Origin of the sequence: Bacillus cereus group sp. N14 (genome assembly GCF_016483555.1) — a bacterium.
Taxonomy (GTDB): Bacteria; Bacillota; Bacilli; order Bacillales; family Bacillaceae_G; genus Bacillus_A; species Bacillus_A wiedmannii.
Genome location: NZ_JAEHBQ010000010.1, coordinates 54,344 through 81,201, shown reverse-complemented (window position 1 = coordinate 81,201; position 26,858 = coordinate 54,344). Strand labels below are relative to the sequence as shown.

Below are 26,858 nucleotides of genomic sequence, written 5' to 3'. Positions count from 1 at the left end.
TAATCGCATTTTTTGTGTTAATATTCAAAATATAAAGGGTGTTCGTCGCATGGAAATGGAGGGAATGGGGGTTTTTCCAATCGATAAGGATATTAAAGAAGTATTTTGTTCGCACTTGAAAAACAACAGGCACCAATTCGTTGAGAACTGGAAAAACAAAATGATAATTTCCGATAAAGATCCATTTAAACTAGAAGCAGTTCAAAATGGAGAGGATTTATTAGAGTTAATTATCGAACTTACTATGGAAGAAAAAGATATAGATTATCTTCAGCCATTATGCGAGAAAATTGCTATTGAACGTGCAGGGGCAGATGCGAATATTGGAGACTTTGTCTATAATGCAAATGTGGGAAGAAATGAACTTTTCGAAGCGATGTGTGAATTAGATGTTAGCGCACGTGAATTGAAACCGATTATGGCCCAAATACATACTTGTTTTGATAAATTAATTTATTATACTGTTTTAAAATACTCGGAAATTATATCAAAAAATTTAGAGGAAAAACAGCAATATATTAACGAAACACATAAAGAAAGGCTGACGATTTTAGGGCAAATGTCAGCAAGTTTTGTACATGAATTCCGTAACCCACTCACTTCAATTATGGGATTTGTTAAATTATTAAAGGCAGACCATCCAAGTTTATCTTATTTAGATATTATTTCTCATGAATTAGACCAATTAAATTTTCGTATTTCGCAATTTTTACTCGTATCGAAAAAAGAAATGTGGAATGAATCAGAACAATTTTGGCTTAATGATTTGTTTCAAGATATTATACAGTTCTTATATCCGAGTTTGGTCAATGCAAATGTTTCGATTGAAAAGAATTTACCGTATCCAATTCCACTTGTTGGCTATCGGAGTGAAGTGAGACAAGTATTTTTAAATATATTAATGAACTCAATTGACGCTCTAGAATCAATGAAAGAAGAACGGAAAATTATCATTGATGTATTTGAAGAAGATCAATCGATTCGAATTGTGATAAAAAATAATGGGCCAATGATTCCAGCTGAAAGTGTAGAAATGATTTTCGAACCATTTGTAACTACTAAAAAGTTAGGAACTGGTATTGGATTATTTGTATGTAAACAAATTGTAGAAAAACATAATGGGTCTATCATGTGCCGTTCAGATAACGAATGGACAGAATTTCAAATTGTATTTCAAAAATAAACAGTCTACACCAAATGAATGGTGTAGACTGTTTTAATTCGTAAGTATAACGGCTTCTAATTTAGGATCTTTAGTTGAATAACCTAAAAGTGAAATTGTATATATGATGTTCGGTTCGACTTTGAAATTCGGTATAGTTAGTAAGACGCTGGGATTATCGGCGAGTGAAACTTCAATATCTGCTGTACCAGGACTAACTTCCAAAAAATCTGTTATTTGTTTAAAGAGTACATTTTCAAATAAATGATCTCCACCTTTTAAATCTACATTTACAACAGGGGTATCTGGAGAAAAATGTGCAAAGCGTATTTTTGCTTGACCAGCTGGTAAATGTGTATTATCAAGCATAGGTTGTAATTGTAGATGATTATCACTATTTATTGCGGAAAAAGTATAAGTGTGATTCCCCATTATTGGTACTAAAGCTGAAAAGATGGGAGTTTCATTTCCAACAGGGACAATATCTATACGGTATTTACCTTGCACTAATGTTAAATAGGGACTAAATTGTTTAAATGAAATATTTTTAATAACCTTTTGCCCGTTTACTAAAATGTCAACCGCAGGTGTATTTGAAGCAGAGTGAAAAAAACGTATGTGTGACGGTAAAGCAGCTTCTTGTGAATCTCTTTTTTCATACGCCTGTACCAGTTTCGTAAGCGCATCGTAATATTTCATATATAGTTCTACATATTTTTTCGGATTTTTAAATTGATAGTAACGAGCGAGCTGTTCGTAACGTGCAGCTTCTTGTCCATATTTTTCGATTTCAGATTGAGACATGAATATTCCTCCTTTGTCATCATTAAAACTATATGCTTAACAAGAAAGAGGTTATGCGAAAAAATTGTTTTTTGAAGGAGAAAAGTTGAAAATTAATAAAGAGTATTGCTTATGGATAAGTGTTTTTTAGGCGAAAGAGCCTTATAATTTTCTAGAGTATACAGCAATATATCATCTATGTTGGATGATGATGTACCGATTACAATGTATATTTCGAAATAAAAAACCTTAAGAGCGTATGAAGTAACATATCGAAAACATGTCCAAAAATCCTTAGGAAACTAGGGATTTTTTTAATAATGGGCAAATACACATACAAAGTGATAATTGTCCTACATAAATTATAAAGGAAAGGTAGTTTAAATATAAGGAAAGGAATAAAATATTGGGATGGGGATATCCAAAAAGGAATTGTGAATGGAGTTATGGAAGGTTTTGTGCTTTACGATGTAGGATGAATTTTGAATTTGTAACATTATTTTTTCTATTTACGTTAGCAAGTGGCAGTATTAACCGATAAAAGAGCGTCGTGCCGAACTGATTAATGTGGTTAATCGGTTCTTTTTTTATTGTATAAAACGGAGGAGAATGTATGTGGAATATTGGTTTATATAAAAAATAATTGCTATGCATTTAGTGGGATTAATTGTCGATATTTGTTTGAAAATATGCAATATAAAGTAGGAGAATAGGAAGGAGTTTAAAGGGAGTTTCGTCGAAGTTTACACAATGTCGGCAATTGAGGGAAGCTGATATTATGTTAAGAAAATATGTAGTGAAGCGTTTATTTTATATAAAGGAGGGTTATTTGAGCGTATAGATAAGGGTTGGTCTTCATTTTAAGTTCTGAATTTTCTGTTTTTGAAATTAATATTTAGCACTCATTTGTATATTTTATAATAGTTTTTTGATAAAATCACTGCTTTCGCAGAGGGTTCTTTTTTATGAAAGAAACGTCAATTTTCTTCATATATATATACAAATTGGAGAAATGGGGGAGCGCTATGCGCGATTACTTAATTAAACCACTTGTTGGTCAGCCGTATCCAATGATTTCACATGGAAAAGGTGTGTATTTGTATGATCAAAATGGAAATAAATATTTTGATGGCTCGTCAGGGGCAATTACGGCAGGTATTGGACATGGCGTAAAGGAGATTGCAGATGTTATAAAAAAGCAAGCAGAGGAGATTGCTTTCGTTTATAGATCACAGTTCACGAGTGAACCAGCTGAAAAATTAGCGAAGAAATTAAGCGATTTAAGTGTAGGAGATTTGAACTGGAGCTTTTTTGTGAATAGTGGTACGGAAGCAAATGAAACAGCTATGAAAATTGCAATCCAGCATTTTCAAGAGCGAGGTATTCAAGGGAAGCATAAAATTTTGTCACGATGGATGAGTTATCACGGTATTACGATGGGAGCCTTATCAATGTCTGGGCATCCACTGCGCAGACAACGTTTCGTGTCAATTTTAGAAGATTATCCAACTATTCCAGCTCCATATTGTTTTAGATGTCCGGTGCAAAAGGTATATCCAACTTGTCAGCTTGCTTGTGCGACTGAACTAGAAAGATCAATTGAAAGAATTGGTGCAGAACATATCGCAGCTTTTATCGCTGAACCGATTATCGGAGCAGCTGGAGGAGCAGTCGTTCCGCCGAAAGAATATTATAAAGTCATTAAAGATATTTGTAGTCATTACGATATTTTATTTATTGCTGATGAAGTAATGACAGGGCTTGGTCGTACTGGCGCATGGTTTGCGATGGAGCATTGGGGTGTAGAACCGGATATTATGACTCTTGGTAAAGGTTTAGGAGCTGGATATACACCGATGGCAGCGACGATTGTAAGTGACCGTGTTATGGAGCCAATTTTACGTGGATCGCGTTCTGTAATGAGTGGGCATACGTTAAGTGCAAATCCATTATCTGCAGCAACAGCTCTAGCTGTTATTGAATATATGGAGAAACATAATCTACCTGAAAAAACAGCAGAAAAGGGAGAGTATTTAATAAAAGGACTACAGAAAGTTCAGCAACAATCGACAATCATTGCTGATGTGCGCGGAAAAGGGTTGCTGATTGGAGTAGAATTGCAACCGTTTACAAAAGCGTCGGAACTTATTTCGGTTGCAGCTAAAAATGGTCTTCTATTATACCAAGCTGTTTCAGGGCAAGCAGGAAAAGAAGATAGTGCACTGCTTGTAGCACCGCCGATGACAACTACATATTCCGAGTTAGATGAATTACTTTCAATTTTTGCAAAAAGTGTAGAAGAAATGATGCAAAAAGGAGGGCATAGTATCGCATGACAACTATTACGAATACATTCGATAAATTAAAAGAGATAGAGGAAGTAATTTCTTTGTTCCACGATGATATGACATTAATGTTTGGAGGATTTGGGGGGATTGGATCCCCTCCATCTTTAATACAGGCGATTTTAGAAAAAGGAGTTACAAATTTAAATTTAATAGGAAATGACACGGGATTTCCTGATGTAGGAATTGGTCGTCTTGTTACGAATGAAAGAGTAAAATCATTAATTACTTCACATATTGGTTCAAATCCAAATGCAGGAAGACAGCTAAACGAAGGAAGGTTACAAATCGAGTTTTCTCCTCAAGGAACATTAGCAGAGCGTATTCGCGCTGGTGGTGTAGGACTTGGAGGTGTATTAGTTGATGTAGGTGTTGATACGATTGTAGAAGAGGGAAAACGTACAGTTGAAATGAATGGCAAGACATATTTAGTTGAAACAGCATTAACTGCTGAGGTTGCAATTGTATATGCGAAAAAAGCGGATCCGTTTGGTAATCTTGTGTTTGATAAAAGTGCTCGTAATATGAATCCTCACGTAGCTATGGCAGGGGATATAACGATTGTAGAAGCAGAAGAAATCGTTCCACTTGGAAGTTTAGATCCAGAAGAAATTGTTGTCCCAGGAGTATTTGTAAATTATATCGTACCGTCGGAAGGAGTGAATTGGAAATGGGTATGGGCGTAGAAGTGAGAGATAAGATTGCTAGGCGCGCGGCGAAAGAAATACAAAATGGTATGATTGTAAATTTAGGTATTGGTATACCATCGCTTGTACCGAATCATCTTCCTGACGATATAAATGTTATGTTTCATGCGGAAAATGGAATTGTAGGTATGGGACCTACGCCAAGAAAAGGGAATGAAGACGAAAATTTATGTAACGCAGCAGGTTTACCGACTTCTCTTATTACAGGAGCGAGTTATTTTGATAGTTGCACAGCGTTTGGGATGATTCGAAAAGGTTTATTAGACATAACGATTCTTGGTTCATTACAAGTAAGTGAGAATGGTGATTTAGCGAACTGGATTGTACCAGGAAAACGCGTTCCAGGTATTGGGGGAGCGATGGATTTGGCACAAAAAGCGAAGCGGGTCGTTGTTGTGATGAATCATGTCGATAAATACGGAAATGCAAAGATTGTTTCGGAGTGTACATTACCATTAACTTCAAAGAAATGTGTAGATTTAATTATTACGGATATGGCAGTTATGGAAGTGACGCAGGGTGGACTCGTTTTACAAGAATTAATGAGTCCATACACAGTGGAAGATATAAAACAACATACAGAAGCTGATTTTAAAATTGGCTCTAACTTACTAGTAATCGAATGAGGGGAGATGTAATATATGGAGCAATTAAAAAAGAAAATTTGTGATTATATCGAGAGTCATGAAGAGGAAAGTGTAAAATTTTTAAAACGATTAATTCAAGAAAAAAGCGTATCTGGTGATGAAAGTGGTGCGCAGGCGATTGTGATTGAAAAATTACGTGAGCTAGGTTTAGATCTTGATATTTGGGAACCTTCATTTTCTAAAATGAAAGATCATCCTTATTTTGTATCACCGCGTACAAGTTTTTCAGATAGCCCGAACATAGTGGCAACTTTAAAAGGAAGTGGCGACGGGAAATCTATGATATTAAATGGACATATTGATGTCGTACCAGAAGGAGATGTGAATCAGTGGGACCATCACCCTTATAGTGGTGAGCAAATAGGGAATCGTATATATGGTCGTGGAACAACGGATATGAAAGGCGGCAATGTCGCACTGATGCTTGCGATGGAAGCCATTATTGAATCTGGTATCGAATTAAAAGGAGATATTTATTTTCAAAGTGTAATAGAAGAAGAGAGCGGCGGGGCAGGAACATTAGCGACTATATTACGAGGATATAAAGCAGATGGTGTCATTATTCCAGAACCGACAAATATGAAGTTTTTCCCGAAACAACAAGGGTCCATGTGGTTTCGTCTACATGTGAAAGGCAAAGCAGCACACGGTGGTACACGTTATGAAGGAGTAAGTGCAATTGAAAAAAGTATGTTTGTTGTAGATCATTTGAGAAAATTGGAGGAGAAGAGAAATACCCGAATTACAGACCCGTTATTTAAAGGAATCCCGATTCCAATTCCAATTAATATTGGGAAAATTGAAGGAGGGAGCTGGCCAAGTTCTGTTCCTGATTCATTAAATTTAGAAGGAAGATGTGGTATTGCGCCGAATGAGACTATAGAGGCAGCAAAAGAAGAGTTTGAGAATTGGATCGCTGAATTAAATGATGTGGACAATTGGTTTGTTGAAAATCCTGTAGAAGTAGAGTGGTTTGGAGCGAGATGGGTTCCTGGTGAACTAGAAGAAAATCATGAGTTAATTACGACACTAGAGCATAACTTTGTTGAAATCGAAGGGAACAAACCAATTATTGAAGCATCTCCGTGGGGGACTGATGGAGGTTTATTTACACAAATCGCTAACGTACCAACGATAGTATTTGGTCCAGGAGAGACGAAAGTAGCACATTATCCAAACGAATATATAGAAGTTGATAAAATGATAGCTGCCGCAAAAATAATTGCATGTACATTACTAGATTGGTGTGAGGTGAAAAAATGAAATACTATGAATCTTTTAGAGAACAGACGAATGGCTATACAGTTGAAGGTGTTTTAGACTATTTTAATAAACGTATTCGAGTAGACCACTACACAGGAAATATTGAGAGGATTATCCAAACAATTGACGAATTAGCAGAGAAGCATTCTTTCACTAAATGTATTATTAAAGGAAAGGGAGAGCATGTTTCTACATGGCTCTCTTTCGGTTTTTTATTGGAAGCAACAATACCGCATTATTTTCAAGGTCACGATGCATACTTCTTCGTGAAATTTATTAGTGATGAAAGACGAAATAGTATTCATTGGGCTGAGGAAGATACCATTTTAAGCGGTGTTAAAGCAAAAGAAGTAAAGGAAAAAATAGTCCCAGAGAAATTTTTATTAAGAAAAGCGACAGAAGTGGATGCGGAAGAATTAGCAGCTGTCTTTGGAAAAGTATTTGAAGTTTATCCGACGCCTTTAAACGAAGCGAGTTATGTAAAACAAACGATGAAGGAAGACGATACAATATACTATGTGTACGAATTCGAGGGGAAAATAATTAGTACAGCATCTGCAGAAATGAATATAAAAGAAGGAAATGCAGAATTAACAAATTGTGCTACTTTACCCGAATATCGTAAGCATGGGTTTATGAAAAGTTTACTAATTAAGTTAGAAGAAGAACTGCAAGAAAAATCGATTTTCTGCTCCTATACAATTGCTCGATCGCTTTCTTTCGGAATGAATGCGGCCTTTCATCAGTTAGGTTATACGTATACAGGAAGACTGGCGAACAATTGCTACATTTTCGATAAGCTGGAAGATATGAATATATGGGTGAAAGATTTGTCTAAATAGTACGATATAAAAAATAGAACGGAATCGTCATGCTTATAATCGCATATAGGTATGCCGGAAATTCGGCATGTTATTGCTGGATTTTCGGCAAAAGGGGGGATGACATTGCTAGCAGTTTCGACACAAGAAGTCATTGAAGCGATTTTGGGCAGTATTGATGAGGCTATACACGCAGTAGATGAAAATGGTATTACAATTTTTTATAATACTGTAGCTGCGAAACACGATGGATCAAAAATTGAAAAAGTGTTAGGTAAACATTTGTTAGAAGCGTTTCCTTCTTTATCTAGGGAAACAAGTACGTTAATGAAAGTGTTAGATACAAAAAAACCAATTGTTCATCAAGTTCAGCATTATCAAAATATAAATGGGGAAGACATTTGTACAGTAAATACGACGTTACCTATTTTTATAGATGGAAATATTGCTGGAGCTGTTGAAATTGCAAAGGACTATTCTACAGTTCAAAAACTTACGGATACAATTGTAGATTTGCAGTCAAAAATAAAGCGGTCATCTAGAAAAAAAGCAATTAAAAAGCATGTTGCATTTGAGACAATCGTGACGGATGATGCTCGATTTAAACAGACGAAAGAATTAGCACAAAAAGTAGCGCCAACTGATGCAAATGTTTTAATATATGGGGAAACAGGAACAGGGAAAGAGTTATTTGTACAAGCGATTCATGAAGCTTCTAAACGGAAGAACAAGCCATTTATTGCACAAAACTGCGCAGCTTTGCCAGAGTCGTTATTAGAAAGTTTATTGTTCGGAACGACGAAAGGTAGCTATACTGGGGCAATTGAACGAGCGGGATTATTTGAACTTGTAGATGGTGGGACATTGTTTTTAGACGAACTGAATTCAATGCCTCTCGATTTACAAGCGAAAATGCTACGTGTATTAGAAGATGGTGTAATTCGTCGAATTGGTGATAATAAGACGAGAAAAGTAGATGTTCGCGTTATTACCGCAATGAATCAGCCACCAGAAGTATGTTTAAGAGAGAATAAAATTCGTACGGATTTATATTATCGATTAAATGTCTTTTCATTATATATTCCGCCGCTACGTGAAAGAACTGAGGATGTATTATTATTAGCGTCTTATTTTTTGAACGAATATAATAAAAGTTATAAAAAAGGTGTACTTCAAATGGATAAGGAAGCGAAAGAAAGACTACAAGCTTATCAATGGCCTGGCAATGTTCGTGAGCTAAAACATACAATTGAACATGCTGTCATTATTGCAGAAAGGGATACACTAACAGCCAATTGTTTACCGCGTACATTTCGGAAAGAGAATCTGCCAAAGAAGAAGAGCATATTGCCACTTAGAGAAGCACTTCATCAAACGGAAAAGGAATTAATAGATCAAGCGTTACTTGAAACGGAAGGCAATATATTACAAGCTGCAAAAATGTTAGGTATCCCTCGCCAAACGCTTCAATATAAATTGAGTAAGTACGACAAAACCGCCGAATAATTGGCGGTTTTTGTGTGTTTGCACCAATAAAAGCGTGTTTACATATATAAAAAGTAATGAATATGATAGTATGTATGGATTTCATACAGTGCTTACAAATATTTTTTTGTTTATGTAATAGCGTTCTCCGTACATTTACTTATCAATAATGTAGAGTTGGCATAACTATTGCTTATATAAAGGATGAGCGTATAAAAAGGGGGAATAGCAATGTTACATGATGTATACAAACCAAATCGTCACTGGAAGGATATCGAGTTGTGGAAGGATGTTACTGAAGAGCAATGGAATGACTGGGTTTGGCAATTAACGAATACGATCAAAACTTTGGATGACTTAAAGAAAGTGATTAATTTAATACCTGAAGAAGAAGAAGGCGTTAAAATTTCAACAAAAACGATCCCGTTAAATATTACACCGTACTATGCTTGGCTAATGAATCCTGATGACCCACGCTGTCCGATTCGGATGCAATCTGTACCGATCTCGGAAGAGTTATATAAAACAAAATATGATTTAGAAGATCCGCTTCATGAAGATGAAGATTCACCAGTTCCAGGGCTAACACATCGTTATCCAGACCGCGTATTGTTCTTAGTAACGAATCAATGTTCTATGTATTGTCGTTATTGTACGCGCCGTCGTTTTAGTGGACAAATTGGAATGGGTGTGCCGAAGAAACAATTAGATGATGCAATTGGTTACATTCGTGATACACCACAAGTACGAGATGTATTAATTTCTGGTGGTGACGGTCTTCTTATTAACGATAAAATTTTAGAATATGTATTAAAAAATTTACGAGAGATTCCGCATGTCGAGATTATTCGTATCGGAACGAGAGCGCCGGTAGTATTCCCGCAGCGTATTACAGAAAACTTATGTAACATTATTAAAAAATACCATCCAGTATGGTTAAATACACATTTCAATACTTCTATTGAAATTACAGAGGAATCGAAAAAAGCATGTGAAATGCTAGCAAATGCTGGTGTTCCAATCGGAAACCAAGCAGTAATTTTAGCTGGTATTAACGACAGCGTTCCAATTATGAAAAAACTTATGCATGACTTAGTAAAAATCCGTGTACGCCCATACTACATTTATCAATGTGACTTATCTGAAGGTATTGGTCATTTCCGTGCACCAGTATCTAAAGGTCTTGAAATTATTGAAGGTTTACGCGGTCATACATCTGGTTATGCGGTTCCAACATTCGTTGTAGATGCACCAGGAGGCGGCGGAAAAATTGCGCTTCAACCAAACTATTTAATTTCGCAAAGTGCAGATAAAGTTGTGCTTCGTAACTTTGAAGGTGTTATTACAACGTATCCAGAGCCAGAGAGCTATATCCCAGGAAGAGCAGAAGGGTACTTTAAAGAAATCTATCCAAACTACGAAGAAAAACGTTCAGATGTTGGTATCGCAGGTCTTATGAGTGATAAGAAATTTAACCTTGTTCCAGACGACTTACAGCGTATGAGCCGTCGTAAAGACTATGAAGATAATGACACTCATGCATCACTAAAAGATAAACGTGATAAGCGTGATCAACTTAAAGATAAAAAGTATCAATCGCAAATGGCTAAATTAGAAGAAAACGACAAAAAAAATGAGGGTGATGCAGTATGAATTGTATGTGGTGTGACAGTACAGAAGCGAAAGAAAGCTTGAATACTGTATATTGGGAATTACCAGATGGTACGAAAGCCATTGAAATCCAAGAGACACCATGCATTTCTTGTTCCTCATGTGGTATGGACTATCAAGCAGATCAAACAGTGAAAGAAATAGAAGATCAATTGTTTCTAATTTATACGAAAGATTTACCAAAACAACTAACATATGAAGAATTAATGGGAAGACCACGTCTATTAAAAAGAAATTATTTCGACTTTTAACCAGCTTTTATGCTGGTTTTTTTCTTTTTTGCCTTGTATAATGTATCCAAGTTAGAAAGGCAGGGAATATTTTTGAAAAAGACATTTTACCACTATATGATGAAGCATCGTGCAGCTTTATTTAGTAATGAAGTATCGAATTTAGCAGAAGCAATGTATGATGATTTAAGCTTTCCAAAGCAATCTGAAGATTATGATGAAATTAGTTCATACTTAGAGTTAAGTGGATTGCTAGAAAGTATGTCTATATTTGATGAAGCTTGGGATTTATACATACAAGAGAGATAAGAACTATATGAAATTTTTGACGTGAAGCTAGTCTATTTGCTAGCTTTTTTTACGTTGTAAATAATTTTTTTTATACGGTGATATTTTTATTGAAAAAATTTATGAATATACGCTTCTGTGATAAGCGTTTTTATGTAGGTTGCATATACTGTTATCAAAATCACGACGTCAAAAAAAGGAGAGATATAGATGGCGAGAAAAAAGCAACCTAAATATAACGTAGGGGACATAGTCGTGATTACGCTATATGGAACCGTTGGTAAAATCACAAATATGAAGGTTTTAGATGGAGTATACGTTTACGAAGTCAATAATCACGATGGGTTTTACGTAGAGCAAACGTTGCAGCACGTTTCAGAGCAAGATATGAAAAAAGGTGAAACTGAGTGGATTGAATTAAACTATAATTTCACATTTGGTGATCTCGTGCAAGTAACAGGATATGATAAAGATGTGTTTCGTATTGTTGGTTTTCGTACAGAAGTATGGAGATATAAAAATGACGCATGGGAAGATACTATATACGAATTGTCACGAATTACGGATGGTGAATGGTTAGAAGCGGATGAGTCAGATTTAACGTTACTTGCTAATGCTCAAACGGCAAATGCAATTTTGAAGAAAATGAAACAAGATAAAGCTGGTATGAATAAATTAGATTTAGGAAAATTAAAGTCAATTAACAACTCAAAAAAAGTGAGTGTTAAGACAAATCGTCAAGAAATCATTGATGGATTACTTGATATTTATAACGATTATCAATTGTTATTCGATACATTTAAAGATGAAGAATACAAAATTGTTATGGATGTTGTTCATAATTATTTAGTTAAATTGACAGAGAAAAAATAGTTAACTAGAAAGAGAGAATGAATTGAACAACAACATATGCAGTATAAGGTATGCCTACAATTATTAAAAAAATAAAAAGCCATTTAATAAGAGAGTCTGCCCATTGATCTTCATGCATGAACTCTTCTTTTGTTTGCCCTACTTCTTGTTCTACCTCATATTGGTATTCCATAATTAAATCCCCCTTTTTGATAGCTTGTACTACCATCGTATGCATCTCGTCCAAAGGATATGACCTATAAAAAAAGAAAAACTATTTTTCTAATCTCATATACATAATTTTGAGATTTTTTCATAAAACAGAAATAAAGGAGTGATGCTCATGAAGGAAATTGAGGTCGTAATTGATACGGAAGAGATTGCGGAGTTTTTTTATGAGCAACTAATTGAAAGAGGGTACGTCCCAAAACGAGAAGAAATTGAAGATCTCGCAGATATTACATTCGAGTATTTATTAGAGAAATGTATGATTGATGAAGTTTTTGATGAAGAGGATGAGTGAAAGTAACGGCGGGCTTAACTCGTCGTTTTTTACTCTTTACAAACTTGTCACAAATAAAGTCAGAAATTATTGGTATAATTAAAAGAAAATTTTACTCAAGAGGTGAAGGGATGTTCAAAAAAATTATTGATTCTTTATTAGGTAGGAAAAAAAATCGTTCGTATTCTAGTAGTGATTATCGCCATAGAGGTCGCTCTTATTCAAGTAGCGATTATAAACGACGTTCATCTGGTTATGGGCATCAGCATTATAAAAGAAAACGTAAAAGTCGTAGCTTCTTTTCAAGTAGCTGATGAAATGGCGTCGTATACTAGCTTTATTTGATAGACCACTGCGAAAAAATACAATCGTTGCAGAACGTTATAAAATTGAATCAGTAATTGGAATGGGCAGTTATGGGGTTACATATGTCGTTAATGACTTACAAATAAATAGATATAAAGTCTTAAAACAATTAAGACAGAGTAAACAAAGATATGAGTCTGGTAGAAAATCATTTGAACAAGAGAAAATGATTTTACAAACATTAAATCATCATGCAATTCCTAGTTTATATGATCATTTCGTATGGGAGAAAAAAAGCTTTTTCGTGATGGAATATATGCCTGGTAAAAATTTCGAAGATTATATTTTCTTAGATGGGCATGCATATACAGAACGTGAAGTTTTTAAAATTTTATATGAAATATTAGAAATTGTATCGGTGTTTCATAGTAAAGGTATTATTCACCGAGATTTACGTATTCCGAATATATTAATGAAAGAAAATCGAATTAGTATTATTGATTTTGGTTTGGCTAAATTGAAGGGTGAGGGTGATGAACGAGCTACAACTTATGAAGGTGAACAAGCTATGATGCGAGAAGTTCACTTTCGTAGCGATTTTTATGCGCTTGGTCATTTCTCGTTATTTTTATTGTATGCAGGCTATGAATCTAATGAAAAACATGAAAAACCATGGTATGACGAATTAACTTTGGAAAATTATAACCGTGAGATGCTTATGCGAATGTTACAAATAAAAACGCCGTACTATGAGAATGTACAAGATTTAAAAAAAGATATAGCTTTTGCTTTAGAAAGGATGGAGGTTCCATGTTTCAAAAGTTTTTAGCAAGTGTTGGTATTGGTAATGCAAAAGTAGATACAGTTCTTGAAAAAGATGAGTATATTGTTGGAGAAGAAATACTAGGGAAGGTTCATATAACTGGTGGTTCAGTTAGCCAACAAATTGAAAGCATTTACTTAACGTTATCGACGTCGTATGTACGAGAAGTGGATGATAAAAAAGTAACAGCAACATATGATTTAGAGCGAGTTCGTTTAACAGAACCTTTTTCTGTTGAGCCGAATGAAAAAAAAGAAATTCCATTTTCATTTATAATGCCAGTTGAAACGCCGCTTACACTTGGAATGAAAACCGTTTGGGTGCATACAGGTCTTGATATTAAACGCAGTATAGATCCAAGTGATCGTGATTACATTCAAGTGTTGCCCAATGCACTATTAAATAGTGTGTTAGAGAGTGTAAATCAATTAGGTTTTAAAGCGCGCCATATAGAATGTGAAGAATTACCGTATCGATTACGTAAGCAAGTTCCGTTTGCACAAGAATTTGAGTTTGTTCCTGTTTCCGGAGAGTATTATGGGAAATTAGATGAATTAGAATTATTAATCTTACCAAGCGCTTACGATCGCTTAGAAATTATTATGGAAGTAGACAGAAAATCTCGCGGATTAGCAGGTTTATTTGCGGAAGCGCTTGATCTTGACGAGAAAGTGGTTCGCTTTACAGTAACGAACGAAGATATTCCAGCAATGAAGGAAAAAATTAACAATTATATTTTTTAATAAACTATGCATAAAAAAGAAATGGAGAGGAAAACTAAAACAACCGCTCCATTTTTTTGCATAGTGAGGTTATGTATGTGAAACGATATCGACATTTATACTTGTTAAGTTTTACGTTACTCATTTGTTTTGTCGTATTATCACTTTCGTATCATACCGCTTGTATTGAGAAATTTGACAATATAGTCGCGCATTTTATTCAAAGTTTTCGGAACGATTACTTGACAGCCTACTTTACTTGGATGTCTTTCATCGGTTCCAAAAGAATATATTTTCCGTTACTCATTATTCTTGTAATGTATTTTCTCGTTAGAAAAAAATTGCTTAGTGCATTACTTCTAACAATTAATTATTATGGATCTCGTTATTTAAACAGTATGCTTAAACTATGGTACGAACGAGCAAGACCTGATGTAACGCAGCTTGTTACTGCAACTGGATATAGTTTTCCGAGCGGTCATACGATGAATGCTACTGCTTTTTTAGGATTTATTGCATACGTCACAATTACAGAAGAACGTATTACATTGCATAAAAAATTGTTGATTATTTTTATAGCGAGCTTTGTTGTATTATCTATTTCAGTTAGCCGAATATATCTTGGCGTTCACTATCCATCTGACATATTAGCAGGATGGGCAGCTGGCGGTAGCTGGCTCGTTTTATGTGTTATATTTCATAAAGCTTTCATTAAAAAAGAACCTATGTCATAATAGGTTCTTTTTCCATTGGTTCAACATGAATGTGTGCATGGTAAATACCAAACTTTTTCCGGAGCATAGCCTCGATGTTGTCAGTAATACAATGACTTTCACCAACATCCATACGAGCATCTACTTCGATTGTAATATCAACGTACGTTTGATTCCCGTACATACGAGCACGAATATCTACGATATTTTCCACGCCACCAATATGTTCAATAGCATCAGCGTACTCTTCCATCTTATCTGGATCGATTCCATCCGTTAACATATGAGAAGCTTCTACGAAAATCTCCCATGCAGTTTTACAAATAATAAGGCCGACAATTAAAGCAGCAATAGGATCTAAAATAGGCATTTGGAACTGTGAACCGACAATACCTACTACTGTACCAATACTTACGAGAGCATCTGATAAATTATCCTTTGCAGCGGCTTCTAATGATTTACTTTTTGTGCGCGCTGCAATCTTTTTCGTATACAAATACACAAAGTACATAACGACAGCAGAAAATAAGGCTACCCATGCAGCAAGTACATTAGGCGCTGCGTGTTTCGGATTAAAAAAAGATTGAATGGCACTAATAACAACTTCTAATCCGACCGTTGCCATAATAAAAGAAGCAACAAGTGATGCAATTTGTTCTGCGCGCGAATGACCATAAGGATGATCTGGGTCACGAGGTTTACGAGAGATTTTTAGACCGATTAATATCGCTAAAGAAGCACCGATATCCGTTAAGTTATTTAAACCGTCAGCACGTAATGCGCTAGAGAGGGTAATATAACTGATGATGATTTTCATAGAGGATAAAAATATGTAGGCCATTATGCTGACAATCGCACCTTTATCAGCTTCTTTATGAGAAAGAGTATCCAATTTAATCACTCACCTTTCTACAAGGAATTTCTTTCTATAAATAGAGTATCAAACGAAACTCGTGTGGGTCTATACAAACATTGTTGACGTTTTTTAGCTTTTTAAGAAGGGGATAACAAAGTTTCGTGAAGGAAAAATATGTTGTAAAGTGCAAAGTTAGGGTGTGAACGCGATTTGGATCGAGGGGATAGGGGAAAGGATACATATATTATGATGAATCCGTATACTATACCGCTCAAAGGTGATTGGGCAAAATAAAAACCCTCTAGAAAATATTTTTCAGAGGGTCTTCATCTTATCTTAGTATGCTTCTAAAAACTCAGTAACTTGCTCTTCAGTTTTTGCGTTAGCGCTATGTAAGTGGCCTAGCTTCTCGCTATTTTGATATACAAGTAAACTTGGAATACCCATTACTTGATACTCTTCAGCGATACTTGGGAACTCATCTTTATTAATAGAATACCATTCAAACTTATTGAACTCTTCCATTAAATCTCCGATAAAGTTGTCCATACGCACACAATCGGGGCACCATGTAGTAAAGAACTTAACAACTACTGGCTCCTCACTTGCGATGATGTCTTTGAATTCCTGTTCAGATTTGATTTCTTTCATGTCTTGTTTCTCCTTTTTCACTATCAATATTTTTGGTTGTTTAGTTGGTGTATTTGCTGTGAAATGAAAACTTCTAACGAAATTCTAACGAGAGTTTTCTTTCTGAATAATTCGTTTGCAAATTGATCCACCGCAGTTTCTTGAATTCCTGGTACAACATGGAAAAATTGTCCAATGTGATACCTACTCTGTTAAGTCCTAAACGTTCGCTAATGATCTTCGGATGTATACCTTAGAAACTAGAAACGAATATTAGGAACCTCACTTTTCTTTATAAGCTTTTTCATGAGCTGTGTCAAACTTATGAATTGTAAGGTTACTATTTTAAGTAGGGTAAATCAAATTGTATTCATGATAGCTATCGCTATAACGTTCTTTTCTCACATATTTTTATGAGATGTTTATGAAGCGCCTATAATATAATGTCGGATAAAACAAGCAATCTCTTTCCGGCACTTAGAGAAGATAAATGGTGGATGATCATTACTCATAAATTTTATGAGTGAATTAAACAACAAGCAGGAAATTCAAAAAAAGATGTAGGGGATGCATGTATGAATTTAGAGGAATCGTTATAAGAACGTATTCGTGAAGTTGTGAGAGAAGAGATTAGGGCAGCGTTATATGAGTTCCAGCAATAATCACAACCCAAAAAAGTAATATGGGTGAAAGAAGCGTGACTAACAAGAGGGGAAATTGCTGCACTGTATAGAGTGAAAGAAAAAACAGGATGTGGAACGCGAAAGGGATCATAAGAACATCTTAGGAATTATTTAGCGGTTAAGAAGTCAGGGGAATTAGGATGTTGAAATGGGTGAAGAAACAAAAACGCCCACCTTGCATTGTTTGTGAGAAACAAGAAGGTGAGCTTCAATTAAAAGAAACGAATTGGATTTGTGAAAATTGTGCCCAAATTACGCATGAACAAGGTATTGAAAGAGATACCTATACCCTTTTACACCTTATTCCATAAATAAGAAAGCTGGTGGGCTTCTGATTCAAGAGCTATTAAATGATCGTTATTAATAGAGTTATTCGTATACATTCTGTTCTTTTGGATGTTAAGGACAGTATAATTCACATCGTTATATTCATTTGAAAATGTTGATTCATTTAATAATGTTAGTGTTGAGTTGATGTTATATTTATCAATTCGCTCTTTCTTTCCTTTGAAAAATAGTTTAATAAGATGCGGGTCATCATTAATGAGCAAACCGAGTTCAGGTGATGAGCGGACGATTAAATTATCTGATAACCAATGCGATTTACCTGGATCAAACCAAGAGACGTCTTTGTTTTTAATAAATTTTTTGTACTGCTTTATAACATCAATGTAGTTTTGCTTTTTCTTCTGATCAACAGTTTGTACTAATGTTTCAAAACATTCAAAAGGTAGTTCGTTTTTATGAAATTTAATAACAGTTTCTCGTAATTGTTTCCAGTAATCAAAAACCGGGTGATATTCAGGTTGAGATTTTAAATTCTTTACAAAATTTGTTTTAGCAGCACTACTTTTCAGTGTGAAGTCTAAAAATTGTGTAAGTCCCACTTTAATTTCCGCCATGTTACACCCCCTTTCCAAACATTACTAATTCGATATTGGAAAGGGAAATCCTGCATTTTTAAGTAGGTGAACTAGATGTTAGAAAAACCGATGTTCATACACATGGAAGTTGAGGGAGAGTAATACTAAAATTTCATTTGTTTTTTACTGTAATAAATAAATTCATTTGAATAGAAGTGAAAAATAGAGGTTTGCCTTAGTCATTTATGAAAGTCGAGAATATTTATAACCATAGGAGTAAATATACAGGTCCGATTTTTGTAATGATGGAGGGAATTGATGTGGACATAACTCAAAGCATGGCAAGAATAGTGGTTAATGGGAAGGATCTTCCGTTTAATTCAGTTAGAACTTCTGTATGGAATCAAGGGCCTGTAAATGATTTAATTGTTTCAACAAATCAGAGAGTCGAGGAGTTTTATCAATTTATGTGGTCACAAGTGCCAGTCACGCTTGCGATGTATTTTCTTCAGGGTGCGGACTTAATGAGGTTTGCCAGAATTATTGGAATTAATCAAAGTGTAACGGGGGAATATATATATCATTTCTCTTGGGGATAAAACGAATGTAAAGTAGCTTAACAGCTGCTTTTTTATTTTGTAAAAGAATTTTAGAAGATTAGAAAATAAGATTAGAGCGTGATATAGGTAATTTGTGACTGTTTTTCAAGTTCGTAAAGTTAATCCGTTACTTCATTTCATACAAGGGGTGCGGCTATGAAATGAAGTTTTTAAGGAGCACAAAAAATAAAAAAACAGAGAGACATAATTTTGTCCCTCTGTTTTTTTATATTATTCACAAATAGTTCCAGTTGCTATACCAGTTGGAGCAACACCTACTGGAACCGTATCTATAACTGTATTTGTAGCAGTATTGATAACAGAAACAGTATTGCTACCTTGGTTTGTAACGAAGGCGAGAGTACCATCTGGTATGATGGTTACTTGATCCGGGGATAAAGCAACAGGAATTGTATCAATTACAGTATTTGTCGCCACACTTATTACCGATACATTATTACTAACTTTATTTACAACGTAAATACGAGTGCCGTCTGGTGTAATATCTATACCAACCGGTTCAAAACCTACGTTAATTGTATTAATAACGGAATTAGTAGCGGTGTCAATAACAGAAACAGTATTGCTGTTTTGATTTGTGACATACGCAAGAGTACCATCTAGTGTAAAGACGATTATCCTAGGCCGAATGCCAACAGGAATGGTAGCGCTAACTGTATTCGTAGCAGTATTAATAACAGAAATATTGTTGCTTAATTCGTTTGCAACATATGCAAAGGTTCCATTTGGAGAAACAGTGATCCCTTGCGGATCGTTACCAACAGGGATGGTATCAATAACCGTGTTAGTAGCGGCATTAATAACAGAAACATTATCACTCGCGTGATTTCCAATATAAACAGTTGTGTTATTTGGTGAAACAGCTACGCCAATTGGATCAGCCCCAACAGGAATGGTAGCAATAACTGTATTCGTAGCAGTATCAATTACAGAAACGTTATCAGAAAAAATATTAGTAACATAAGCACGAGCGCCATTTGGTGAAACTGTTACTTCAAGAGGTGCATTACCTACAGTAATTGTATCAACCACAGTATTTGTTCCGGTGTTAATTACAGATACTGTATCATTTGTAGGGTCATCTATGAGTCCTGCATTTGTAACATATACTAGGAAATTACATGCAGGTCCAGTCGGCCCAGTCGGCCCAGTCGGCCCCGGTGGACACTCACAATCGCCAGTGGGCCCTGGTGGTCCTTCTGGCCCCTGAATGCCTTGCACACCTTGAGGTCCAGTCGGTCCTTCCGGTCCTTCCGGTCCTTGCATGCCTTGCACACCTTGAGGTCCAGTCGGCCCCTCGATTCCTTCCGGCCCTTGAAGCCCTTGCACACCTTGAGGTCCAGTCGGTCCTTCTGCTCCTTCCGGCCCTTGAATTCCTTGTACCCCCTGAGGTCCAGTTGGCCCTGGTGGTCCAGGAACTCCCATTCCAGTCCCAGAGCCAGTGGGTCCAGGTGGTCCAGGTGGTCCTTGAAGCCCTTGCACACCTTGGGGCCCAGTCGGTCCTTCTGGTCCTTCCGGTCCTTGAAGCCCTTCCACGCCTTGAGGCCCAGTAGCTCCTGCAAGTCCTTCCGGTCCTTGAAGCCCTTGCACACCTTGAGGTCCAGTATGTCCTTCCGGTCCTTCTGGCCCTTGAATGCCTTGCACACCTTGAGGCCCAGTTGCTCCTTTAGGTCCTGGAAATCCTCTAGGTCCTGTCGCTCCAGTAGGACCGGGTATTCCGATAATATTTAATAGAGAACTATTCAATATTCCTTGCAAAATTAAGTTGAATGTTTGTTGTAACAATGGGTCCGAAATATTGGAACAACTAATGAGCGAAGATAAATTTTGGAATAGAAATTGGAATAACGCAGAGATTTGATTAAGAGATGCAGTAGGCAAAGAATTGATTAATTGAATGATAGTTCGTATAACTAAATTTTTATTTGGAGTATTTGGTTGTACTGCAATGATTAAATCATTTAACGCTTGTAATGATGATTGGAGTATTTGTATAGTTGTTGGATTTGGCGTGGTAAAGAAAGAAAGGATAGCTTGATTTAATTGGTTAATTAGGGACAATAATTCTTGTTGCTGAGAAGATGAGAAGAAAACAGGTGTACAACAATTAGTTTGATCGCATGAGGATATAGAAATAAAACAGGGGAATTGGAATTTTTCGCACGGATCGTTTGAGTTTTGATTATTTTTCATAATTACCTCCTTTTTAAAATTTTTTAATCGTTAAGTATGCCTTAAGAATTTGTATTTTCTTCTGCATTTAAAGGATTTGTAAGTATTTGTGTAATGTTCAGGAATATTTTTCTTCTAAGTATATGTTTAGAAAAACGAGACGTTCTTATGGGATGTATAATCAATAATTGGTTATTAAAAGGAAGTGTAAGTAAGACTAGAAAACAATATGGAAATATATTTTTATTAAATTAAAACATAAAAAGAGTAATTTATTAAGTGTTCTAGTGAAGAAGTCATCTATTTGCAAAAACTGCTTAGTTTAATAGGGAAAGTAATATAAATAGATATCTATGTTTGAATTTTTAACAGGTAGATGTGGGATTGAATAAGATGAAAGTAATTACTTAATGTTGGGATAGGTTATAAATGGAGAACCAACTAAAGGAAATATTTGGTGCGTTGATAGCAGCTATAGGTACAATAACTGCCGCTATTGGAAGTACACCTTTTTATTTTATAAGCAGTAATGTAAGGAAAGATTTGAATGTATACGGGAACGTATTACAAGCAGTTGGAAATGCTTTAGAGGCTGATGGTCAAGGGGAAATATCGCTTGAAAAAATCGGAAATGAAATTCAATCAATTGGTAATGTAACTGTAATATCTGGATTGGTTATTGAGTTTAAAGATGAAACAAAAATTAAATTAGTGATTGCTGGGAATTGGACACAGGCTTTAGGAGGACTTACAGCATTAGCAGATGAATTTGAGGATACTTCAGATAAAGATGAATCTTTAAATATTGTAGGAAACTTATTGCAAGCTATAGGGAATTCATTGCAAGCAATTGGAGGTATTTATGAACTGAAAACTAATAGAGAAGAGAGACAGTATGGTAAAGAAAATCGATTAAATGATATTGAAAAAAATTCAAACATTCAAGTGAATAGCGAACCGAATGAAAAAAATAAAGAAGGTCAACTTATAGAAATAACAGGAAGTTGGATACAAGCCGTAGGTTCCGTAATTTCATTAATTGGACAAATACGTGAAGAAAGTGAGGAGTTGGAGGGGAGCGATTGATAGACTAGCTTAAAAAATTAAAATGTAACTATGTTCTAAAATGGCAATGAGTAATTTTCACCTTGTTTTTTGATGAACCATTATTATATAAAAATCATATAATATATTGTAGGACAAGCAACCAGCTTATAATCTATTAAATACTCAAAGAGCTTACCTTTTATATATCTTCGCATCTACTGATCTAGATGCTCTTTTTTATTGAACAAAACAACCATTTGGATAGGAGGTTAATAATGGGGATGACATTAGAAGAATTAGAAAAGTGTTATAATAAAGCCTTTATTGAGGGAGCAGAGTACGTAGCTGTTCAGATTGAAATGGATGGATTTCATAGCGATGAAGTAATTATTAACGACAAATACAGTATAGATTCTAAATTAAAGTATTATAAGAAAACATACAATGAAAATTTAGAACATAGATGGATTCCAGGGATTCGTATTGTAGGTTTTGCATATGGCTATTCGTTCTCAGAAATTCTACATGAATTAGGGTTGTTAGTGAAGAAATGATTAAACAAATAGCAGTTATTGTACGTGATGCCGTGATTTTAGTGGCGTCTTTTTTTGTTGTGAAGGAAAGATAAAAATAAAAAAGAGAGCTTAAGCCCTCTTTTTAATAAATGCCTAACTTTTATGCACAGATTGGAATCCCTAATGCTATTAAAGTCAATGCTACTTGAAGAGAAAGTTCTAATCTAGCAATTTCGATTCCAGCAACTGATACCACTAAAAGAGGTTGTCCATTAACGAACAAAACACAGCTTTCCATACTTTCGCCTCCTTTCGAGTAATCTAATATAGTATATGAATAAAATTGTAATATGAAATAGTCAAATTAATGGATTTAATAGAATTGATAATTTAACCTATAGTATAAAAAAATTAAGTAGACTAATAGCTGATTTATTAACACCATATATGAAGGACAAGAATATATTAGGAGTATATAAAAACGTAGGAGTGGTAAATATGTTCTTTGTAAAGTTACGCGGCAGGAATGAAGTTCCACCAGTAGAAACAGATGCTCGAGGAGAGGCTTTCTTTAAATTAAGCCCGGACAAGCTTAGCCTAAAATTCAAGTTAGATTTATTCGATATAGAGGATGTAGTAGCTGCCCATCTGCATATTGGAGCAAAAGGAACTAATGGTCCTGTTGTAGCTTTTTTATTTGGACCAATAACAAATCCGATTTCAATAGAGTGTGCAACGCTTACGGGAATGATTACTCAAGAAGATTTGGTTGGGCCGTTAGCGGGTCAAACATTAGGTACTCTTGTAAATGAAATCATATCTGGAAACATTTATATTAATGTTCATACAGTACAACATCCTAATGGTGAAATTCGTGGACAATTGAAGTATTGCTAATGAATTATAGTATTGTAAAAAATAAAGCATCCGTTGAGGGTGCTTTTATTTGGAAGAGGATGTATTAATAAGTCATATACCTTTAATAATCTTGAAAATTCATTTTCATAGTTTCAAAAGTAAATGAATTTAATTAGACGTAGTTAATTCACTATCTCTTTAGTTTGTGAATCGATTAACAGAAAATTCGAAATAAAACGCCCCTCTAAAATTAAATTAGTATTAGTAGATGAACCTTGTAAATGAAATATGAAAATGTAACAGATAATAAAAATCTTTAAACCTAATCAAAGCTAATAGATTAATTCTCCACACCCACTGAAATAAAAAATCATAACATAAATTGTAATTACTTTTACGGAAGTGAGATGAAAATAGTGTATTATTCATATTTTACTACCCAAGCAGGTATGCGACCAGCGTATGGTACATCAATAACGTTTAGCGGAGCACAAAGTACAGTTCAAGCTGTTCAACAAGCGTTACAAATGCAACAACAAATGCAAATGCAGCAACAAGGTATCCAGCCGTATTATTCATCTATGGAGTATTTTTACCCAGTGCATCAAATCACACCGTATGGAAGTTCTTTTCTTACTATCCCGTATGGAACTGTATTTAATCTATAAATTGAAAGTTTAATCAGTAGGGGGCAGGTATCCCAAACCGATTATTAGTCCTCACCAATTGGACATATACGGACGATCCGGCTCCTACCTATCTTTCTTGCATGTTCCGAAATTTTTTGGGAGTCTTATTACCCGCAAATGGAGAGGGGGATATGTAAGCGTCAAATAGTTCTCAACTACAATTTGTAAATAGTCGATGAGATAATCTCCGTACATATTACAAGTGTTTTTTGATGAGATGATACCGATTAAAGAAAAAATAGGGATTATTTTATCATGAAAAATGATGGTTAGTGGCTCTGTATGAAAGGATACATGAACATTTATTTACGTGGATTAGATCGAGATGTAGCAATGAAGTCCTATTTGTGGTTATATCGAATAGGACGATTGTCTTATAACTATTAACCTACAAAGAAGATTCGACCCGTTTTTTCTAATCTTGAAAGATATTTACAGCCATAACATCACGTATTTTATTTATAATTGTAAATAGTTATTAAAATGTATAAATGATATTTCTTTTATATAATAAAAAAGAAAAAAGGGAAAATAATGCAACTTTTTAATTTGTTTATTCGTGTTATATATGAAAGGAGGAGGGGGATGGAGATTGAAGAAATATATAAGGTTTATATAAACGATGTGTACCGGTATTTATTTTCCCTTTCTCGTAGCCATCACGTAGCGGAGGACTTGATGCAGGAGACTTTTTATCGGGCGTATCTTTATCTAGAAGACTATGAAAACCAAAAGGTAAAATCATGGCTATTTAAAGTGGCATATCATACGTTTATTGATTTTGTTAGGAAAGAGAAAAAAGTAACTTTTGTAGGAACGGAAGAATTAGAGACAATACAAGCAGGGGAATCTACAGAAGAGTATGTAGTCGCAAAAAATAGTTATGAAAAATTAATTCAGATTATTCATACTTTACCAGTGGTAGAGGCACAATCTATTTTATTATGTGACGTACATCAATTAACGTACGAAGAGGGTGCTACTGTATTAGATTTAAAGGTAAACACGTATAAAAGTCAAATATTTCGCGGGAGAAAGAGATTAAAAGAATTGTTAAAGGAGGAAAAGAGTCAAAATGACAAATGATAAACCTCATTCTGAACAAGATGATTATAAAGAATTGTTACAAGAAGCTCTTCATCAAAGACCGGCTTCACTTCCTGATGGAAAACAGGAGCAAGTGTTGAAAATAGGTAAAAAAAGAGCGCGTATTACGAATGTTTTGATTGTATTTACTTTTTTACTACTTATTCAACCTATTATATATATATCTACACTCTTATATTATACAGTGGCACCTACAAACGCAATGGAGATACGGAATGTAGTAAATCAAACGTTAAGTGTAACAGAACCAAATGTATTTTTGAAAGATAGGGACATGGAGCAAACATTGCTGCCGCTTAGTTTGCAATTGCATTTTGATTTGTATAAAAGGGTAGGAAAGAAAGATATTCGAATAGGAGAAGAGAAAACAGATTATGTATTAAGTAGAGCAACGAAAGTAAGCCGTGAATATACAACAGATGAAAAAATTCCAGAAGTCCCATATATAGATAACGAGGTGTTGTCTCATCCTAATAATTATAATGCGTCCTATAATAGTAGCGAAGAAGCGCAAGTATTAAAGGGTCTTCCGCAAGAATCTGTTGTAGAAGCATTTGTATCTTTTAGAGAATTATTAAGTGTACAAGAGGTAACGAATATGTTTCCTACTATTGATATTGTGTGGTATGCCGTTAATACAGGATTAGAGGAGAAGCAAACGAATGAAGAGGGTATGTATGTAGCCCCGATTGGCTTTCCAGCAGATATGATTTCAAGGCCAAGTGGTGCTTTTGAAAGTGATTCACCTCATGAGGAACAATTTATTGATGTGTTAAAGTCATTACAGAAGCATGAAGATTTAGCAGTGAAGCTATCTAGAGCGAAAGTATTAGAGTTGTCAAAGCGTATTTCTTTCCTTGAAAAAAATGGGGTGAAAACATACGGGGCAGTTGTAACTGGGCCTAAAGTAGAAGTTGAAAAATTGATGAGCCACGAAAAAGTTAGAAAATTGAAAGTAGGTGAAGCGAGGTTATGGAATTGGCATTCTTAAAAAAAAGAAAGAATCATATTTATAAACAGGAATCGTGGATGGGGACTATTTCATTCATTATTGCTTTACTAGCGTTATTGTATTTGAACATTATATTGCTTATTCAAGAAACATTTATAGGTAAAGGTTTTTTGCAAATAGTTGGTATTGGAGTGGTGTGCTCAGTCATAGGCATGATCACAAAAAGCAAAAGTCGAAAATATGCATTGTGGGCATGTAGTTTATTTGTTTTTATGCTGTTGTTTGCTTTATTTGGATTTATGTTAGGTTGGATGATAAGTTTTGGGCCGTAAATATGTGGGAAAGAGCGAATGTAGATTCGCTCTTTTTTGTATGGAACGTAAAATAGATGTATCGTGCAATCCATTAAATTTGAATGGATTGCACGATACATCTAGGTTGTGTTTTTATTAATATGTTTTCCTCTCAAGTGTATATAAATAGGCGACAAGTATAGTGCTAAAACAATAGCTCGTCCAAACATTACGAATCCCTCTTACATAATAT

At 35.0% G+C, this 26,858-nt stretch carries 32 protein-coding genes and 1 pseudogene; 25 read left to right on the top strand and 8 right to left on the bottom strand.

Annotation, left to right across the window (positions count from 1 at the left end; all coding sequences use genetic code 11):
* Nucleotides 1-49 precede the first annotated feature (49 nt).
* Entirely contained in the window at nucleotides 50-1,183 is a 1,134-nt protein-coding gene (locus tag JDS82_RS15910) for a BA2291 family sporulation histidine kinase (protein ID WP_000425100.1), read from the top strand.
* A gap of 33 nt (nucleotides 1,184-1,216) precedes the next feature.
* Here the strand turns inward: JDS82_RS15910 and JDS82_RS15905 are convergent, their stop codons facing one another.
* Nucleotides 1,217-1,966, bottom strand: a complete 750-nt coding sequence (locus tag JDS82_RS15905; protein ID WP_000083267.1) for a DUF4397 domain-containing protein — start codon at nucleotides 1,964-1,966, stop codon at nucleotides 1,217-1,219.
* Nucleotides 1,967-2,970: 1,004 nt separating this feature from the next.
* Here JDS82_RS15905 and JDS82_RS15900 point away from each other — a divergent pair.
* The 10 genes from JDS82_RS15900 to JDS82_RS15855 all read left to right on the top strand — a co-directional run bounded on the left by JDS82_RS15900 (nucleotide 2,971) and on the right by JDS82_RS15855 (nucleotide 12,275).
* On the top strand, nucleotides 2,971-4,281 hold the full coding sequence (locus JDS82_RS15900) for an aspartate aminotransferase family protein (protein ID WP_001205889.1): 1,311 nt from the start codon (nucleotides 2,971-2,973) through the stop codon (nucleotides 4,279-4,281).
* Nucleotides 4,278-4,976 (top strand): acetate CoA-transferase subunit alpha, encoded by a 699-nt coding sequence (gene atoD, locus JDS82_RS15895; protein ID WP_000208097.1) that lies wholly within the window; start codon nucleotides 4,278-4,280, stop codon nucleotides 4,974-4,976. The genes JDS82_RS15900 and atoD overlap by 4 nt, the downstream gene beginning before the upstream one ends.
* Nucleotides 4,961-5,623, top strand: a complete 663-nt coding sequence (locus JDS82_RS15890) for a CoA transferase subunit B (RefSeq protein ID WP_000525267.1) — start codon at nucleotides 4,961-4,963, stop codon at nucleotides 5,621-5,623. Before atoD ends, JDS82_RS15890 begins: the two co-directional genes overlap by 16 nt.
* Nucleotides 5,624-5,638: 15 nt before the next feature.
* Nucleotides 5,639-6,907 carry a peptidase gene (locus JDS82_RS15885; protein ID WP_048563106.1) on the top strand — a complete coding sequence of 423 codons (1,269 nt, stop codon included), beginning with the start codon at nucleotides 5,639-5,641 and terminating at the stop codon, nucleotides 6,905-6,907.
* Entirely contained in the window at nucleotides 6,904-7,749 is an 846-nt protein-coding gene (gene ablB, locus JDS82_RS15880; RefSeq protein WP_000878612.1) for a putative beta-lysine N-acetyltransferase, read from the top strand. The genes JDS82_RS15885 and ablB overlap by 4 nt, the downstream gene beginning before the upstream one ends.
* A gap of 99 nt (nucleotides 7,750-7,848) precedes the next feature.
* Entirely contained in the window at nucleotides 7,849-9,234 is a 1,386-nt protein-coding gene (gene rocR, locus JDS82_RS15875; RefSeq protein WP_199713572.1) for an arginine utilization transcriptional regulator RocR, read from the top strand.
* A 210-nt stretch (nucleotides 9,235-9,444) separates the two neighbouring features.
* Entirely contained in the window at nucleotides 9,445-10,866 is a 1,422-nt protein-coding gene (gene kamA, locus JDS82_RS15870; protein WP_000902132.1) for a lysine 2,3-aminomutase, read from the top strand.
* The gene (locus JDS82_RS15865) at nucleotides 10,863-11,135 is read left to right on the top strand and encodes a YokU family protein (protein ID WP_000995761.1); all 273 of its coding nucleotides are present in this window, start codon (nucleotides 10,863-10,865) and stop codon (nucleotides 11,133-11,135) included. Before kamA ends, JDS82_RS15865 begins: the two co-directional genes overlap by 4 nt.
* A gap of 72 nt (nucleotides 11,136-11,207) precedes the next feature.
* The gene (locus tag JDS82_RS15860) at nucleotides 11,208-11,423 is read left to right on the top strand and encodes a YozE family protein (RefSeq protein ID WP_000750728.1); all 216 of its coding nucleotides are present in this window, start codon (nucleotides 11,208-11,210) and stop codon (nucleotides 11,421-11,423) included.
* Nucleotides 11,424-11,612: 189 nt separating this feature from the next.
* On the top strand, nucleotides 11,613-12,275 hold the full coding sequence (locus JDS82_RS15855) for a hypothetical protein (protein WP_000101496.1): 663 nt from the start codon (nucleotides 11,613-11,615) through the stop codon (nucleotides 12,273-12,275).
* Nucleotides 12,276-12,279: 4 nt separating this feature from the next.
* Here the strand turns inward: JDS82_RS15855 and JDS82_RS15850 are convergent, their stop codons facing one another.
* Entirely contained in the window at nucleotides 12,280-12,447 is a 168-nt protein-coding gene (locus JDS82_RS15850) for a DUF3930 family protein (protein WP_000456535.1), read from the bottom strand.
* Between the two features lie 150 nt (nucleotides 12,448-12,597).
* On the opposite strand from JDS82_RS15850, the gene JDS82_RS15845 reads away from it, so the two are divergent.
* From JDS82_RS15845 to JDS82_RS15825, 5 genes are all read left to right on the top strand, one after another.
* Complete coding sequence (locus JDS82_RS15845; protein ID WP_000658451.1) at nucleotides 12,598-12,777, top strand: YozD family protein; 180 nt, start codon at nucleotides 12,598-12,600, stop codon at nucleotides 12,775-12,777.
* 110 nt (nucleotides 12,778-12,887) lie between these two features.
* The gene (locus tag JDS82_RS15840) at nucleotides 12,888-13,070 is read left to right on the top strand and encodes a hypothetical protein (RefSeq protein ID WP_000473373.1); all 183 of its coding nucleotides are present in this window, start codon (nucleotides 12,888-12,890) and stop codon (nucleotides 13,068-13,070) included.
* Entirely contained in the window at nucleotides 13,070-13,891 is an 822-nt protein-coding gene (locus JDS82_RS15835) for a serine/threonine protein kinase (protein ID WP_000872030.1), read from the top strand. Before JDS82_RS15840 ends, JDS82_RS15835 begins: the two co-directional genes overlap by 1 nt.
* Nucleotides 13,873-14,628, top strand: coding sequence for a sporulation protein (locus JDS82_RS15830; protein WP_199713571.1), 756 nt, complete (start codon nucleotides 13,873-13,875; stop codon nucleotides 14,626-14,628). The genes JDS82_RS15835 and JDS82_RS15830 overlap by 19 nt, the downstream gene beginning before the upstream one ends.
* A gap of 77 nt (nucleotides 14,629-14,705) precedes the next feature.
* Nucleotides 14,706-15,341, top strand: a complete 636-nt coding sequence (locus JDS82_RS15825; RefSeq protein WP_064477325.1) for a phosphatase PAP2 family protein — start codon at nucleotides 14,706-14,708, stop codon at nucleotides 15,339-15,341.
* On the opposite strand, the gene JDS82_RS15820 is transcribed toward JDS82_RS15825, so the two are convergent.
* From JDS82_RS15820 to JDS82_RS29745, 3 genes and pseudogenes are all read right to left on the bottom strand, one after another.
* Nucleotides 15,331-16,212, bottom strand: coding sequence for a cation diffusion facilitator family transporter (locus JDS82_RS15820; RefSeq protein WP_199713570.1), 882 nt, complete (start codon nucleotides 16,210-16,212; stop codon nucleotides 15,331-15,333). The genes JDS82_RS15825 and JDS82_RS15820 overlap by 11 nt on opposite strands.
* A 300-nt stretch (nucleotides 16,213-16,512) precedes the next feature.
* Nucleotides 16,513-16,827, bottom strand: a complete 315-nt coding sequence (locus tag JDS82_RS15815) for a thioredoxin family protein (protein WP_199713569.1) — start codon at nucleotides 16,825-16,827, stop codon at nucleotides 16,513-16,515.
* A 98-nt stretch (nucleotides 16,828-16,925) separates the two neighbouring features.
* Nucleotides 16,926-17,221 (bottom strand): annotated as a pseudogene (locus JDS82_RS29745) (site-specific integrase); the annotation flags it as partial.
* Nucleotides 17,222-17,629: 408 nt separating this feature from the next.
* Here JDS82_RS29745 and JDS82_RS15810 point away from each other — a divergent pair.
* Complete coding sequence (locus tag JDS82_RS15810; RefSeq protein WP_000922286.1) at nucleotides 17,630-17,800, top strand: hypothetical protein; 171 nt, start codon at nucleotides 17,630-17,632, stop codon at nucleotides 17,798-17,800.
* On the opposite strand, the gene JDS82_RS15805 is transcribed toward JDS82_RS15810, so the two are convergent.
* Nucleotides 17,783-18,391, bottom strand: a complete 609-nt coding sequence (locus tag JDS82_RS15805) for a hypothetical protein (protein ID WP_088092660.1) — start codon at nucleotides 18,389-18,391, stop codon at nucleotides 17,783-17,785. The two genes, JDS82_RS15810 and JDS82_RS15805, sit on opposite strands and share 18 nt — an antisense overlap.
* 206 nt (nucleotides 18,392-18,597) lie before the next feature.
* Between JDS82_RS15805 and JDS82_RS15800 the strand changes: the two genes are divergently transcribed.
* A complete protein-coding gene (locus tag JDS82_RS15800; protein ID WP_000862002.1) occupies nucleotides 18,598-18,951 on the top strand; it encodes a hypothetical protein in 354 nt (117 codons plus the stop codon).
* 231 nt (nucleotides 18,952-19,182) lie between these two features.
* On the opposite strand, the gene JDS82_RS15795 is transcribed toward JDS82_RS15800, so the two are convergent.
* On the bottom strand, nucleotides 19,183-21,165 hold the full coding sequence (locus JDS82_RS15795; RefSeq protein ID WP_199713568.1) for a YVTN family beta-propeller repeat protein: 1,983 nt from the start codon (nucleotides 21,163-21,165) through the stop codon (nucleotides 19,183-19,185).
* A gap of 408 nt (nucleotides 21,166-21,573) precedes the next feature.
* Between JDS82_RS15795 and JDS82_RS15790 the strand changes: the two genes are divergently transcribed.
* Both JDS82_RS15790 and JDS82_RS15785 read left to right on the top strand, forming a co-directional pair.
* Nucleotides 21,574-22,230 (top strand): DUF6944 family repetitive protein, encoded by a 657-nt coding sequence (locus tag JDS82_RS15790; RefSeq protein ID WP_048563100.1) that lies wholly within the window; start codon nucleotides 21,574-21,576, stop codon nucleotides 22,228-22,230.
* 236 nt (nucleotides 22,231-22,466) lie between these two features.
* Nucleotides 22,467-22,745, top strand: coding sequence for a hypothetical protein (locus JDS82_RS15785; RefSeq protein WP_048563099.1), 279 nt, complete (start codon nucleotides 22,467-22,469; stop codon nucleotides 22,743-22,745).
* 121 nt (nucleotides 22,746-22,866) lie between these two features.
* Here JDS82_RS15785 and JDS82_RS15780 read toward each other — a convergent pair whose 3' ends face one another.
* Nucleotides 22,867-23,004, bottom strand: coding sequence for a DUF3956 family protein (locus JDS82_RS15780; RefSeq protein WP_000443219.1), 138 nt, complete (start codon nucleotides 23,002-23,004; stop codon nucleotides 22,867-22,869).
* 200 nt (nucleotides 23,005-23,204) lie between these two features.
* On the opposite strand from JDS82_RS15780, the gene JDS82_RS15775 reads away from it, so the two are divergent.
* From JDS82_RS15775 to JDS82_RS15755, 5 genes are all read left to right on the top strand, one after another.
* Nucleotides 23,205-23,603 (top strand): CHRD domain-containing protein, encoded by a 399-nt coding sequence (locus JDS82_RS15775; protein WP_199713567.1) that lies wholly within the window; start codon nucleotides 23,205-23,207, stop codon nucleotides 23,601-23,603.
* Nucleotides 23,604-23,980: 377 nt separating this feature from the next.
* Nucleotides 23,981-24,232: a DUF3947 family protein gene (locus JDS82_RS15770; RefSeq protein ID WP_048563133.1), complete on the top strand. Its 252-nt coding sequence runs from the start codon at nucleotides 23,981-23,983 to the stop codon at nucleotides 24,230-24,232.
* A gap of 606 nt (nucleotides 24,233-24,838) precedes the next feature.
* A complete protein-coding gene (locus tag JDS82_RS15765; protein WP_199713566.1) occupies nucleotides 24,839-25,339 on the top strand; it encodes a sigma-70 family RNA polymerase sigma factor in 501 nt (166 codons plus the stop codon).
* Nucleotides 25,329-26,351: an anti-sigma factor gene (locus JDS82_RS15760; protein ID WP_048566468.1), complete on the top strand. Its 1,023-nt coding sequence runs from the start codon at nucleotides 25,329-25,331 to the stop codon at nucleotides 26,349-26,351. Before JDS82_RS15765 ends, JDS82_RS15760 begins: the two co-directional genes overlap by 11 nt.
* Entirely contained in the window at nucleotides 26,333-26,644 is a 312-nt protein-coding gene (locus tag JDS82_RS15755) for a hypothetical protein (protein ID WP_000417667.1), read from the top strand. Before JDS82_RS15760 ends, JDS82_RS15755 begins: the two co-directional genes overlap by 19 nt.
* The last annotated feature ends 214 nt before the right edge of the window (nucleotides 26,645-26,858 follow it).